Here is a 13,256-nt window from a genome sequence, read left to right as displayed (position 1 = left end):
TTTAAGGAAGATTTCTATGTTTGCAAAAATTCCAGAAAAGTATATGCACTTGACCCGATGGGGATTAGCGATCGGCTGGCTAATCCTGATTGCGTCTATGTTTTATGATCCTATTTCAGCTCAGCTCACTGCATCTAATCAGCTATTTGCAGCTTCCACAACAACGGGCTGCTATCAGTTTCAAGGTCAATGCCGTCCGTTAACGGATTACCCCTTGGGGGCACGAATTTTCTGGGGTATGGTTCTGCCGCTGTCCATCATCACCCTTCTGGTTTTTGGGCATGAAGCTTGGCGGCGAATTTGTCCCCTGTCCTTTCTATCGCAAATTCCTCGCGCTTTGGGGCGGCAGGGCAAACGCACAGTTGATGAAAGCTCCTGGCTAGGACGGAATGCCCTGTATCTTCAGTTTTCTCTACTGTTTATTGGACTAAATCTGCGTCTGCTGCTGGTCAATTCCGATCGCTTGCTCTTAGGAATTTTCTTACTTTCTACCATTCTCTTAGCGATTACCGTTGGTTCCCTCTATGACGGAAAAACATGGTGTCATTATTTTTGTCCGATGGCACCTGTACAAATGATTTACAGCGAACCTAGCGGATTACTGGGCAGCGAAGCGCACCAAGCGCCCCCCAAAACCATCACTCAGTCGATGTGTCGAACGGTGGACAAAAGCGGTCAAGAAAAAAGTGCTTGTGTCGCCTGTAAGGTTGGCTGTATCGACATTGACGCCGAAGGGGCTTATTGGGAAGGCATTAAAAAACCCGATCGCAAGTTGCTTTACTACGCTTATGTAGGACTGGTAATCGGATTTTACCTTTACTTTTGGCTGTACTCTGGAAGCTGGAGTTTCCTATCTGCCGGGGTTTGGAACGAAACAAACCAGCTTGCCACCCTGCTTCAACCTGGGTTCTTTATTGCAGGTCAGGCGATCGCCATTCCCAAACTGATTGCAGTTCCGCTCACCCTGACCGTTACTTCCGGCATGACCTATGCGATCGGGCTGTGGGCAGAATGGTACTACAAACGCTATAACAAACGGCAAAGACATCCGCTCAGTTCCGAACAGGTGCAAAGTCGGATGTTTGCAATCGCCACATTTACTGCGTTTAATCTGCTGTTTTTTATGGGCGTTCGCCCCACGCTGGGCTATCTCCCTGCACCCATCCAGCAGATCTTGAGTTGGGCGGCTGTCGTTGCCAGCAGTTTGTGGGTGGTCAAATCCTGGAATCGCAGTATGCAGCGCTATAACCGAGAGCGAGATGCCAATCTGCTGCGGCGACAGCTTAGCAAACTCAATATCGACCTCTCTCAATTTCTCGAAGGTCGGACGATGGAGCAGCTCAAACCCGATGAGCTATATGCCCTGGCAAAAGTGTTGCCCGGTTTCAGCAATAACTATCGTCTGCAAATCTACCAAGGCACCCTAAAAGAAGCATTAGAGCAGGGTAGCGTCACTCCGGTCAGAAGCCTCAAAGTCTTTCACACCCTACGCCAAAAACTAGAGATTTCTGAGGAACTGCATTGGACAATTCTAGACCAGCTCCAGACGGAAGCCCCCAACCTGTTTCCTGCCTCCCAAGGGCATCGAGATTCAGAGACTACGGTCATCAGGCGCTCTCCTGCCCCCCACACTACCGCAGAAGCAACCGTCTATCGTCCGATCGATCGCCGCTCTGAAACTCCGCCTGCTCAACAAACTCCTGCCGCCCAACCCGATCGCAGCATTAGCTTCAATGAGCTTGATCAAACGGTGATCAAACCGACTGCTCAAGATATACCCCCGTCTGATTCTCGTCCAGACTCGTGATTAGTCAAATACAGATTAGTCAGATGCGGATTAGTCAAATACAGAGTTGGCGTGTAGATAGGTGGATAAGATCTCATCCACCCATCCACTCATTTACCCAGCCATCCCTCTACGCCCCTGCATAAAGATCCAACATCCATCGTTAAGTACAAGCAAGGGACGCATTTCTTAAAAAACAACCCACACTTAACCAAGCGCATAGCGCTGTAGGAAACCCAAAATGCTCAAGCTCAAAGTATTCAACTCTCAAACTGGCGAATTTCAGGAAACGGCTCTATCGCCAGACTCGACCCCGCAAGGAGAATGTTTGGTGGGACGCGCCTCCAATTGCGACTTGGCTTTAGAAAGCCCGGATGTGAGCCGTGTGCATGGTCGGATCAAGGCGCGACAGGGGGAGTATTACTACACCGATCTAGGCAGCGCCAATGGATCGCACATCAACAATGAACAAGTTCAAGCGCACCAAAGTCATGCCCTCAAGGTGAATGACTTGCTCCGGATTGCCGACTTTGTGTTGCTGGTAGAAGCGATCGAACCGACTGAATCAAGCGCAGAATCTTCGACCTGGAAGAAATTGGGGGGCGATCGCTATTGGACGAAGGGCGACTTGACGGTTCGCTGTGTGCGCATCACCAATGAAACTGCCGATGTCAAAACCTTCACCTTTGTTGCAGAGCCGCTTGTTTTGTTTGACTATAAGCCCGGTCAGTTTGTCACCCTAGAGCTAGAAATTAACGGAGATCAGGTGCTGCGATCCTACTCCATCTCATCGACCCCCTCTCGCCCCCACACGCTAGAAATTACGGTGAAGCGGGTTGCTGCCGCAGCAGGGATCTTGCAACCGGGGCTAGTGTCTAACTGGCTACATGACAACCTCAAGGTGGGTAGCCAAATTAAGTTGAGCGGGCCTTTAGGAAAATTCACCTGCCAGCCTGACTCTGCCCAGAATCCGTCCCAGAATCTATCCCAGAATCTACCCCAGAAACTCCTGTTTATTTCAGCAGGCAGCGGCATTACGCCCGTCATGTCGATGTCGCGGTGGATTGCGGATACCGCGCAGCAGTCTGACGTTGTCTTTTTCCATTGTGCGCGTACCCCCCGCGATGTCGTCTTTCGGCAAGAGTTGGAAATGATGGCAGCACGGCTACCCAATTTTCACCTAGCGCTCAGCACCACTCGTCCAGAACCAGGTCAGCTCTGGTTTGGGTTTACAGGCAGAATCGCGGCACCCCTACTCCAAATGGTCGCGTCAGACTATCAGGAACGCACGGTCTATGTCTGTGGTCCCAATGCATTTATGCAAGAAGTGAAGGTGCTATTAGAGGGGCTGGGGTTCCCGATGCAGAACTATCACGAAGAGAGCTTCGGCGCACCGAAAAAGGTGAAGGTTCAGAAACCTGAAAGTGCAGGAAATTCTTCTGTAGCCAGCTCTGAAGCCAATTCTGTAGCCAGTGTCGCCACACCCGATCGCCCCACCGCTCCTCCGATCAGTGCCCCCTCACCCTCAGCAGGGACATCCCAGCCTGTCGTAGTATTCTCTCAGTCTGGCAAACAGGTGGCTGGCACAGAATCTATTTTGGAGTTGGCTGAACAAGAAGGGATTAAAATTCGCAGCAACTGCCGTCAAGGGGTTTGTGGCGCTTGCAAAAAGCGTAAGCTAGAAGGCGAAGTCAGGTACGAATCAGCTCCTGATGCTCTGGATCAAAGTGAGCAAGATGCAGGTTTTATTCTGTGTTGTGTTGCGGCTCCGGTGGGTCGAGTTGTCATTGAAGCCTAAGAAACACAAACGATGTGAGTTCTGGCTCCGCACCTCTGAAATTACCTCCTACCCCAGATCGCCATTATGACCCAATCACCACTTTTCATCGAAACTGAACCGACTCAGATCTCTTTAGAAATTTCGCCAGAGGAGCAAGCTCAGAGCTGGCAGCAGAACTACTCCGGGGCAAGTCGCCACTGGAATGCCTATCTCAACCAAATTTGCCTGAACACCGTTCTGGCATGGCTGCGCCAAGACTATCCTCAGGCAAAACCCTGGACTCAAGCCTTACAGCATCCTAGCTTTTGGGAAGTGGTCGATGGTAGCGCCATTACCTTAACCGGACATACTGCTAACCCCCGACACACCATTCGCTTGGTTCTAATTCCTAGCGCTGCGATCGACACTAGCGAACTGCGGGTACCCCAAGAATGGGTCGATCTTCCCAGTTGGGCAGGCGACTACTATCTGGCGGCACAAGTTGAACCAGATGAAGGCTGGCTGAGGATCTGGGGCTTCACGACTCATGCGCGGCTCAAGGCAAAAGGAACCTATGATACGGGCGATCGCACCTACGCGCTGGATGCCCATGACCTGACTCAAGACCTCAATGTTTTATGGGACGCTCAACAGCTTTGCCCAGAGGAGCCAATCCGCGCTGCCCTTCAGCCGCTCCCCGAACTCTCAGCACCGCAAGCAGAAAGCCTGATTGCCCGCTTGGGAAACCCCCAAGTGCTGTTACCTAGGTTAGAAGTTCCCTTTACCCTATGGGGCGCGCTGCTAGAACATCCCGCTTGGCGACAGCGCCTATATCAACACCGCTTGCAAATGCCAGAGCAATGGTCTGTGCTGCAATGGCTGGCTGGTGGTGTGTCAACGATCGCTAAACAGATTGGCTGGCAACAAGTTGCGTTACAACCCTATGCAGCGGGAGCGCGCAGCATAGAAATTTCTCAAAATCCTGGGTCGATTTTGGTTCGCCCATTGGTGATTGCAGAACAACGCTACGAATTACGCATCATCCCTCAAGATGCCCCTCAATCAGGGATTTGGCGTTTTGAATTATGCAAGCTGCCCACAGCCGCAATTCCCACAGCTACGATTCCTAAAGGCATGAAGCTAAGGCTTTTGACAGAATCCCTACAACCCTTTGAAAATAACGAAGCCATGGCAACAACTTCTGTAGAGCGGCTCTATGTCGTGGTAGCTCTGGAACCTGGAGAAGGAATAGTGTGGGAGGTTGACCCTACTCCAGAGAACTATGAACGGGAAGTTTTGCGGTTTTAAAAATACACCTTCAGGGTCGGAGTCAGAAAACTCCTTCTCACAATGCTCTGGAGACTTCGGGTTCTCTTTTGTTGAATCGATCGCTAGCGCGAGCTGCCTAGCAGGACGTTCATCTCAACCCTAAAATGTTCCTCATAACAGGTAACGCTGCAAGATCCATGTCAACATCGAATCGGTCAAGGAGCCGGACAACTTGATCTATTACATCAATCCTTCAGAAAGGGAAGCCGCCCCCTCCTGAAGGATCAGATCAGTCACCCCTAATGTCCTCTGCGGATTCCTGCGCCTTTATTTTCCAGAATCACCTTCGCTATCATAGTCAAAACACCCAAACAAGCCAGCAGCACCGCTGCCGAATAGGCTGACTGGGTGTGATATTGCTTATAGGCCTCCTCAACATACAGGGGTAGCGTCTGTGTCTTGCCTGTAATATTGCCGGATACAACGATGACCGCACCAAATTCGCCCATCGCCCGCGCGTTCGTGAGAATAACGCCATACAGCAATCCCCAGCGAATTGAAGGCAGGGTGACACGCCAGAAAGTTTGCCACTCCGAAGCACCCAGCGTCTTGGCTGCCTCTTCCTGGTCGGTACCAATCTCTTCCAGCACGGGCAGCACTTCCCGCGCTACAAACGGCATGGAGACAAACGAGGTTGCCAGCACCATACCAGGGACTGCGAAGATCACCTTCCAGTCATTCGCCTCTAACCAGGGGCCAAGCCAGCCATTGCGTCCGTAGAGCAAAACGAGCATTAATCCTGCGACTACAGGGGATACCGCAAAAGGCAAATCAATGACGCTAATTAGCAAAGCACGTCCCGGAAATCTTTTGTGTCGTGCCAGCGCCCAGGCCGCACATAGCCCAAAAACCGTATTGAGCGGAACGGCAACGATCGCCATCAGCGCGGTTAGCTTCACAGCATTAAGAAAGAATCGATCGGAGAATGTGGCAATGAATCCCTGAAGACCTTCCCCCGTGAACGCCTGCACGAACACATTCAGCGCTGGAATAAACAGGATTAGCCCCAAATAGAGCAGCGTGAAGCCAATCAAAGCAGGTTTAACAAACCGATCGAATCCTACCGTCTGCGGAGGTTGCGAGGGCGATGGGGCTTCAGTAATGCGATCGACTGTTGAGAGATTAGTTGCCATAGCGACGACCCCAAGCTTGCAGTAAATTAATGGCCAGCAGCATGATCAGCGAGATCAGCAGCATAACGGTGCCGATCACTGTTGCCCCGGCATAGTCATATTGCTCTAATCGCTGAAAAATTAGCACAGGCGCAATCAGATCTTTGAATGGAATGTTAGAAGCCACAATCACCACGGAGCCATATTCCCCTACGGCGCGGGCAAACCCCAGCGCTACCCCGGTCAGCACCGCAGGCATAATGGGAGGCAGCACCACCCGCCAGACGGTTTGCCAGGGCGTTGCTCCCAGCGACCAGGCAGCTTCTTCAACTTCCTTCTCGACCTCCAACAGCACAGGCTGCACCGTTCGCACGACAAACGGCAGCGAGATAAACAGCATTGCCAAAAACACGCCCCAGCGCGTGAAAGCAATTTTCACACCAAAGGGAGCAAACAGTGCGCCAATCCAGCCCTTCTCACTGTAGACGGTCGCCAGCGTTAGCCCTGCAACAGCTGTGGGTAAAGCAAACGGCAGATCGAGCAAGGCATCGACAAATCGCTTGAGTGGAAAGTTGTAGCGCACCAGCACCCAAGCAATAATTAAGCCCGCTAGACCGTTAATCACACCTGCACCCAGCGCGGTTACGAAAGTGACATTATAGGCAGAGAGAGCCGTCGGGCTGGTCGCAATTTTCCATATTTCTCCAGGGCTAAGGGTCGCAGATTTGAGAATTAGGGCGGCGATCGGCACCAGCAGCATCAAGCTCAAATAAGTCCCGGTGACAATCCAGGGAATGGAGAGGCGAGGCAAAGCAGGCGATCGCCCCTCACGATTAGCAGAAACAGTAGTCATAAGAGCACTTGGGACGAGAGGATAGTTCAGTAGCTGTTTGAAAGCTGGAGCCTGGTGGTCTGTTATTAGCTGATGTGCTGGTGTAGAGGGGTGGATGGGTAGAGGAGTGGATGAGAGTTTCCCATCTGCCCATCTACCCATCTACCTGCCAACTGTTACTCATCACCAGCTTTCAAACAGCAGATTTGATTAGCGATCGGCATGAAAGATCAGATCTTACGCCTTGGATTGCATCTGGTCAAAGATTGCGCCATCGTCGAAGAATTTCTTCTGCACTGCATCCCAGCCGCCTAGTTCTTGCACGGTGAACAGTTTATCGATCTTCGGATATTGGTTGGCATATTTTTCGCCGATACTCGGATCAACCGGACGGAAGCCCACCTTAGCGAATTCTTCTTGGGCTTCGGGGGTGAACAGATACTCTACGAAAGCTTGTGCGATTTCGCGGGTGCCATGCTTATCCACATTTTTATCTACCATCGCAACAGGGTTGTCGATCGAAATATTCACATCGGTGGGAATGACAAACGGCAGGTTTTCTCCTCTTTGTTTAGCCAAAAGCACTTCGTTTTCGTAGTTAATCAACACGTCGCCTTGTCCCTGCTTGAAGAAAACGTCAGTTGCCTCACGGGCATCCTTTGGCAAGACAGGGACATTCTTCATCACTTGAGTGGTGTATTCGAGCGCTTTGGCATCATTGCCCCCCGTTTGAGTAATGGCTCCCCACAGCGCCAAGAAATTCCAGCGAGCGCCCCCCGAAGTCTTGGGGTTAGCGGTAATCACCTGCGCTCCTTTGGTTAGGTCTGCCCAAGCTTTTATCCCTTTAGGATTGCCTTCGCGCGTCACTAGAGCCGCAACTGATTTGTGAACGATCGCACCATTGGGCGCTTCCTTTTCCCATCCGGCTTCAATCAATCCGGCTTTCTCAATCTTTTTCGTATCGAGCGCTAGCGCTAGCGCTACAACGTCGGCTTCCAGCCCATCAATCACAGCACGAGTTTGAGATCCAGACCCACCGTAGCTTTGGTCAAACACGACCTCTTGATTGTGTTCGGCCTTCCATTTTTCAGTGAACTTTGGAATGATCTGTTCATAAGCTGCCTGGGTAACGGCGTAACTCACCAGAGTAAGGTTAGCCGTTTCTTTTTGAGCCGCAGGTGATCCACCAGCCGCAGGAGATGCGGCAGTCTCCGAAGGGCTAGTATTGCAGGCCGCAAGTGTCAGGCATAGCCCTAGACCCACCAGAAACAGTGACAGAAATCCTTTCAGCGATCGAAATCTAAACCTACCCATAAACAACGCCTCTTCGCAAATGAAATGCTCTACAGAATTGCAAAAATCAACATCCTAGACTTGAGAAGATTAAATCCGCCTCTCTTAAGTATCTAAGTCCAAAAGTACCTAAGTCCAAAAGTATCTAAGTCCAAGCTATGCACAAACCTCGTTCAGACCTAGTTAAACGCTCTAAACTACGGTAAATTGATCAAGCTGCCGGAATATTTTGCTCAATTGACTTACAGAATACAGCAAGCTGTGGTAGAAGTACAGTATCTTGATTGAGATGCTGGGGTTTAGAGATAAAGATACTTCCTCTCTGGAGAATTTGCAACATGGGGATTTCGGTTGAGCATGTGTCCAAGCATTTTGGAGATTTCAAAGCAGTTGATCAGGTGAGTGTAGAGGTGAAAACCGGGTCTTTAGTGGCGTTGCTGGGGCCTTCTGGATCGGGCAAATCCACGCTGCTGCGCTTGATTGCTGGGCTGGAACTCCCCGATCGCGGCAAGATTTACCTGACCGGACAGGATGCCACCCACCAAAGTGTACAAAATCGTAGGATTGGCTTTGTGTTTCAGCACTATGCGCTGTTCAAACATCTGACCATTCGGCAAAACATCGCCTTTGGGCTGGAGATTGCTAAGCAGCCCAAAAATCGCGTTAAGCATCGTGTGGAAGAGCTAATTAATCTGGTGCAGCTCCAGGGGATGGGCGATCGCTACCCCTCTCAACTTTCAGGCGGGCAGCGGCAGCGGGTGGCGTTGGCTAGAGCGCTGGCGCTGGAACCCCAAGTGCTGTTGCTAGATGAACCCTTCGGGGCGCTGGATGCCAAGGTGCGCAAAGATCTGCGGAGCTGGCTGCGGAATCTGCATGACACCGTGCATGTGACGACAGTCTTTGTGACGCATGACCAGGAAGAAGCCATGGAAGTTGCAGATGAGCTGGTGGTCATGAATAAGGGACGCATCGAGCAGGTCGGCAGCGCTGCAGAGCTTTACGACAACCCCGCTACGCCGTTTGTGATGAGTTTCATTGGCCCCGTTAATGTCTTACCCAGCAGCGCTCCCATCTTCAAGCGGGTTGGCTATCAGCCAGAGCATCCCAACGTGTTTCTCCGTCCGCATGATGTGTTAGTGGCGTTGACTTCAGATGAGGATACGAGTCCGGCGATCGTTAATCGGGTGATTCACTTGGGCTGGGAGATTCAGGCTGAACTGGCTCTGGAAGACGGTCACGCTTTTACGGTTTACTTATCGCGAGAGCAATTTAAACAGCTCAATCTCCGTTCAGGTCAGCGGGTCTATGTCAAACCGAAGGATGCCAAATCTTTTGCCGCTCAATATGTTGAGGCATAGCTTGATCTAAATTTTGACATCTTGATCTGCGTGACAGCAGCAACGCCCAGTCTGTGTGGCGTTACGCGCTCAGATCTAATGAGTTATTTTTTGAGAGCCGCGCGGAGCGCGGCTCTCAAAAAATAACTCACCATAGCTCAATTACGTATTGCCGTAAGAGCGAGCGATCGCACCCTTTGAAACACACCATTTGAAGAGTTTTCCCAGTAACCAGCAATTCTTATAATTAAAATACGGTAAACCCATCGGAATACGATACTTATGAATGCTAAAATTTAGCTAGAGTTGGTTGGACTTCAGCTAAAGCTTAAGCATGAAAAATTTTAAGACTACTCTTGAGAAGTTTTTTGCCGTAGACAAGTTCAGTAGCGTCAAGCAAACTATTCAAGCACAGGTACATTTGGCGATCGCATCGCCCAGTCAGGTCTTTACCCTAAAAAACATCAGAGGTGGTTTATTCCTGCTGATGGGGTATCTGCTTTCTCCACTCTGCTGGTGGAATGATCTTGTGTTTAACCTGCCCATTGCCTATCTGTTGGGTCACTTTTGCAACTGGGTTTATCCAGGCTCTTTCTTGCCGGGAGCGATCGGTGGCTATTGGCTATCCAATATTATCGGAATCTTAATGATGCAGTTGGGAGCGATCGATGTTTTGCAATCCGCTCCTCAAGGGCAGACTGAATCAGAACCGCGCAACCTTAAGAAGGATCTGCTCGCGGGTGTAGTCACTTCTACAGTCTATACACTAATCATTCTGGCGTTGGTGCAGCTAAAGGTTTTGGATGCTCCCCATCTATTCGACAGCGAGAACGCTATGAGTCTCAGCTTCTTATCTACTTTAGTGTCATAAAGTATTCTCGTATTTCCATACTCCTCTATATTCTGTGGACTTATGAATTATGTCCTGCTAACTTCCTTGAGCTTCTTGGTTGGCATTGTGGTGGGATTAACAGGAATTGGTGGTGCTTCCCTGATCACACCCATGCTGATCCTCGTGTTTCAGGTGCCACCCGCGATCGCCATTAGCTCTGATGTCATGGCAGCCACGCTGATGAAAATTGTGGGAGGAGCTAAACACTGGCAGCAGCAGACGCTTGATCTCCAGGTGGCAAAGTGGTTAGCTTGCGGCAGCGTCCCCGGTTCGCTCATTGGAGTGGGCATTCTACATCTGCTCCGGCAAACTAGCAGCTTAGATCTAGATGCCCTTCTGCTACGGCTGATCGGCATGGCAATTTTAGGCGTGACTGGAATAGCGATCGTGCAAATGCTGCTGCTGATCTTTGCGCCACAGTTACGGTTGCCTGCTCTACCCAAGCTAGACTTAGAGACGCTCAAGGGAAAAATTTGGACGATCGCCATCGGGGCAATCTTGGGCTGCATTGTGGGTTTAACCAGCGTATCTTCGGGTTCCCTGTTTGCGCTGGTGCTAATTGCCTTTTTTCAGCTAGATGCCCGTAAATTGGTGGGGACGGATATCTTTCAGGCAGCAATTTTGCTGTCGTTCACGGCGATCGGACATTTAAGTTTGGGAACAGTCGATTGGGGTTTGGTACTGCCCATCTGGTGTGGCTCTGTGCCAGGTGTCTTATTGGGTGCCAAAATCTGTGAAGTGACTCCCCAGCGGGCGCTCAGGTTTGTGGTTTACAGTCTTTTGGTGATGGTGAGCTGGAAGTTAGTTCATTCGGTGTAGCTTTATTTGGTCTTCATTTGGTATAGCCATCAGTCCAGCACGATCGAATTCAAAGATTCTAGCGGCACGGTAAAAACATAGTAAATGACACCTGCGCCCAGCAGCAGTATGGCAAGGCTAGAGAGCAGCACCCAGCGATCGCCAGGTTCATAGGCATCTTCATCAATGTCGTAGCGCACGGCAAAATAGTGCTGGGTGGAAAGCAGCACCATCAGCATCCCGACGATCGAGAAAGCCAGCCCTAGCTTCCAGCCTGTACCGGGCGGTTGAGGAGCCATAGGCGGACGCAGCAGCCGTAGACGAACGATGAGAACGCCGAATCCCATTAGGGCAATTGCACTACGCATCCAAGCCAGATAGGTGCGCTCATTAGCCAAGTGATCTCGGACGCGATCGGAACTGCGTTTCTTTGGTTTTCCAGTCTCGTTTACCACATCTTTGGAAGACTTAAAGAACAGATGCATCTACTCGTCTCTCTTAATTTAGATTTCAATTTGCAAATCAGCGGATATAAATTTGATACTGTATTAGGAACTTATTTTTCGTATTCTCTCACACTTTAACGGTGATTACAGCGATATTTCTAGCATAAAGTTTGTAGCATAAATTAAATGCCTTGATGAGTGGAGCACAATGGATGTATCTCTACTCATCAAGGCTGGATTGCTTTTACGCTAGATCTCTTTTACAAAAAAATTAGAAGCTTTCTAGTCGTCGATCGGCGCATTGAGCGATTGAGTATCGATCTCTGTTTGTGACAGGCTAGGAATTGCCCAGGTACCCTCACCAGCTTTGAAAACTTTAGCAGGAGGAACATTGAATTCCACAGTGTCCGTGTCAGGATTAGCGGTGGCAACGAATTGAGTTCCAGGCACAAATTTGACCGCTAACGGCTCAGTCAATTCTTGATCTGCAACCCCTGCGACCTTGATACCGCTGGGCAGCAGCACCCCATCACAATTCCAACTGTCATCAGTCTCTTGACCTGCTCCCAAATAATAGAGCGTGGATTGCTCGGCAGTAAAGGCAGCTTTCTTTGAGGGCTTGTGGGCATAGACTGCTAACGTTTTGCCCGTTTCATTACGGCAGGTGCCCCAGTCCGTTGCAGATTCCAAAATATACTTCTGAAGTTTTAACTCGCCAATTTTCTGTTGCAGTCCGGCTGCATTGTAGCCTGTGTCTTCAGGTGATTTGGCGTTTAACAGGTCAGTCAGCGTTTGCGTGATTTCAGCGTAGTCAGCACTGGTGGTGAGTTTGGGTGCATCTGCCCAAGCGGGCTGAGCGATCGCCAAATTTACAACGAATGCCAAAACGATTAGAACAATTCTCGCAAGTTTCATGAGGGTTCTCCTGAATAATGTGGTTGATCTTTTTGCTAAATCCTGATGTCGGAAAAGCTTAATATCTTTTTGTGCAGGGACTGGATTACAGCATTTAATCACGCTATTGATTTTGAAACAGCGGCAGCAGTTTATAGGTGCCGCGCTCTATCAGAATGAAAACACCTAAACCAATGAGAACAAAAGGAACGGCACGATGACCATAGCGAGTCAAGATGTGAGCGATCGCAGGTTGCTGAGTTAATCGATAAGCAACGTAGCACCAAACTGCAATCATGACAAAGAAGGTTATCAATATTGTACCCAAAGTTTCCAGATTGCTGTTCGCAAATAGAGGAACATAAATCCCAATATTATCTCCCCCGTTTGCCAAAGTAATAGCGGCAACACTATAGACTTGTGGAGCAAAAAGGTTAGCTCTTTTGGACTGCCGTTGAGTTACGGTTTGAACATGGGGTTGGTCAGCATCTCTACGGACGAGTTGAGTGATGCCAATCGCGATCGGCACAAAACCTAGCAACCCAATCCAGGCGGGCGGCACAACCAATCCACCTAAAAAGCCAGGAAGACTTGCCAAAATCAGCGCTGCGAATCCGAGATATTGACCGAGAACAATGTGCTTGGGGCGAAAAACAGAATTGACTTGGGCGAATAGAAGCGTCAGGATTACAATATCATCAATGTTGGTTGCAGCGAAGGCAGTGCTCCCAGTAACGATCGCCTTGACTAGCTCATTCATGACAAATCCCAAACTCCT

The 13,256-nt window shown here is 50.0% G+C and carries 12 protein-coding genes; 6 read left to right on the top strand and 6 right to left on the bottom strand.

What is annotated here, in order from left to right; genetic code table 11:
• The first annotated feature begins 16 nt into the window (after nt 1-16).
• From AC5JMP_RS11290 to AC5JMP_RS11280, 3 genes are all read left to right on the top strand, one after another.
• A complete protein-coding gene (locus AC5JMP_RS11290) occupies nt 17-1,807 on the top strand; it encodes a hypothetical protein (protein ID WP_495851561.1) in 1,791 nt (596 codons plus the stop codon).
• 220 nt (nt 1,808-2,027) lie between these two features.
• Nucleotides 2,028-3,584 (top strand): FHA domain-containing protein, encoded by a 1,557-nt coding sequence (locus tag AC5JMP_RS11285; protein ID WP_495851560.1) that lies wholly within the window; start codon nt 2,028-2,030, stop codon nt 3,582-3,584.
• A gap of 66 nt (nt 3,585-3,650) precedes the next feature.
• Entirely contained in the window at nt 3,651-4,853 is a 1,203-nt protein-coding gene (locus AC5JMP_RS11280; RefSeq protein ID WP_495851559.1) for a DUF1822 family protein, read from the top strand.
• Nucleotides 4,854-5,113: 260 nt separating this feature from the next.
• Here AC5JMP_RS11280 and cysW read toward each other — a convergent pair whose 3' ends face one another.
• From cysW to AC5JMP_RS11265, 3 genes are all read right to left on the bottom strand, one after another.
• The gene (gene cysW, locus AC5JMP_RS11275) at nt 5,114-6,007 is read right to left on the bottom strand and encodes a sulfate ABC transporter permease subunit CysW (RefSeq protein WP_495851558.1); all 894 of its coding nucleotides are present in this window, start codon (nt 6,005-6,007) and stop codon (nt 5,114-5,116) included.
• The gene (gene cysT, locus AC5JMP_RS11270; RefSeq protein WP_495851557.1) at nt 5,997-6,839 is read right to left on the bottom strand and encodes a sulfate ABC transporter permease subunit CysT; all 843 of its coding nucleotides are present in this window, start codon (nt 6,837-6,839) and stop codon (nt 5,997-5,999) included. Before cysT ends, cysW begins: the two co-directional genes overlap by 11 nt.
• Before the next feature lie 216 nt (nt 6,840-7,055).
• A complete protein-coding gene (locus AC5JMP_RS11265) occupies nt 7,056-8,132 on the bottom strand; it encodes a sulfate ABC transporter substrate-binding protein (RefSeq protein WP_495851556.1) in 1,077 nt (358 codons plus the stop codon).
• A 317-nt stretch (nt 8,133-8,449) separates the two neighbouring features.
• Here AC5JMP_RS11265 and AC5JMP_RS11260 point away from each other — a divergent pair, with 317 nt between their 5' ends.
• The 3 genes from AC5JMP_RS11260 to AC5JMP_RS11250 all read left to right on the top strand — a co-directional run bounded on the left by AC5JMP_RS11260 (nt 8,450) and on the right by AC5JMP_RS11250 (nt 11,159).
• Nucleotides 8,450-9,469 carry a sulfate/molybdate ABC transporter ATP-binding protein gene (locus AC5JMP_RS11260; protein ID WP_495851555.1) on the top strand — a complete coding sequence of 340 codons (1,020 nt, stop codon included), beginning with the start codon at nt 8,450-8,452 and terminating at the stop codon, nt 9,467-9,469.
• Nucleotides 9,470-9,782: 313 nt separating this feature from the next.
• Nucleotides 9,783-10,319, top strand: coding sequence for a DUF7980 family protein (locus AC5JMP_RS11255; protein ID WP_495851554.1), 537 nt, complete (start codon nt 9,783-9,785; stop codon nt 10,317-10,319).
• Nucleotides 10,320-10,361: 42 nt separating this feature from the next.
• Entirely contained in the window at nt 10,362-11,159 is a 798-nt protein-coding gene (locus AC5JMP_RS11250; RefSeq protein ID WP_495851553.1) for a sulfite exporter TauE/SafE family protein, read from the top strand.
• Between the two features lie 29 nt (nt 11,160-11,188).
• On the opposite strand, the gene AC5JMP_RS11245 is transcribed toward AC5JMP_RS11250, so the two are convergent.
• The 3 genes from AC5JMP_RS11245 to AC5JMP_RS11235 form a co-directional block, all read right to left on the bottom strand.
• Entirely contained in the window at nt 11,189-11,623 is a 435-nt protein-coding gene (locus tag AC5JMP_RS11245; RefSeq protein ID WP_495851552.1) for a YidH family protein, read from the bottom strand.
• A gap of 243 nt (nt 11,624-11,866) precedes the next feature.
• Entirely contained in the window at nt 11,867-12,499 is a 633-nt protein-coding gene (locus AC5JMP_RS11240) for a hypothetical protein (protein ID WP_495851551.1), read from the bottom strand.
• A gap of 103 nt (nt 12,500-12,602) precedes the next feature.
• Nucleotides 12,603-13,238, bottom strand: coding sequence for a cadmium resistance transporter (locus AC5JMP_RS11235; protein WP_495851550.1), 636 nt, complete (start codon nt 13,236-13,238; stop codon nt 12,603-12,605).
• Nucleotides 13,239-13,256: the final 18 nt, after the last annotated feature.

Source organism: Drouetiella sp. (genome assembly GCF_059504425.1).
Note: the sequence above shows the minus strand (reverse complement) of the source record. Positions and strands in the feature narration are given on the sequence as shown.

Bases quoted from the DNA above. Each gene is read 5' to 3' on its own strand.
- AC5JMP_RS11250 (WP_495851553.1), top strand. From the start codon at position 10,362: ATGAATTATGTCCTGCTAACTTCCTTGAGCTTCTTGGTTGGCATTGTG.
- AC5JMP_RS11245 (WP_495851552.1), bottom strand. From the start codon at position 11,623: ATGCATCTGTTCTTTAAGTCTTCCAAAGATGTGGTAAACGAGACTGGA.
- AC5JMP_RS11255 (WP_495851554.1), top strand. From the start codon at position 9,783: ATGAAAAATTTTAAGACTACTCTTGAGAAGTTTTTTGCCGTAGACAAG.
- AC5JMP_RS11280 (WP_495851559.1), top strand. From the start codon at position 3,651: ATGACCCAATCACCACTTTTCATCGAAACTGAACCGACTCAGATCTCT.
- cysW (WP_495851558.1), bottom strand. From the start codon at position 6,007: ATGGCAACTAATCTCTCAACAGTCGATCGCATTACTGAAGCCCCATCG.
- AC5JMP_RS11285 (WP_495851560.1), top strand. From the start codon at position 2,028: ATGCTCAAGCTCAAAGTATTCAACTCTCAAACTGGCGAATTTCAGGAA.
- AC5JMP_RS11290 (WP_495851561.1), top strand. From the start codon at position 17: ATGTTTGCAAAAATTCCAGAAAAGTATATGCACTTGACCCGATGGGGA.
- AC5JMP_RS11240 (WP_495851551.1), bottom strand. From the start codon at position 12,499: ATGAAACTTGCGAGAATTGTTCTAATCGTTTTGGCATTCGTTGTAAAT.
- AC5JMP_RS11260 (WP_495851555.1), top strand. From the start codon at position 8,450: ATGGGGATTTCGGTTGAGCATGTGTCCAAGCATTTTGGAGATTTCAAA.
- cysT (WP_495851557.1), bottom strand. From the start codon at position 6,839: ATGACTACTGTTTCTGCTAATCGTGAGGGGCGATCGCCTGCTTTGCCT.
- AC5JMP_RS11265 (WP_495851556.1), bottom strand. From the start codon at position 8,132: ATGGGTAGGTTTAGATTTCGATCGCTGAAAGGATTTCTGTCACTGTTT.
- AC5JMP_RS11235 (WP_495851550.1), bottom strand. From the start codon at position 13,238: ATGAATGAGCTAGTCAAGGCGATCGTTACTGGGAGCACTGCCTTCGCT.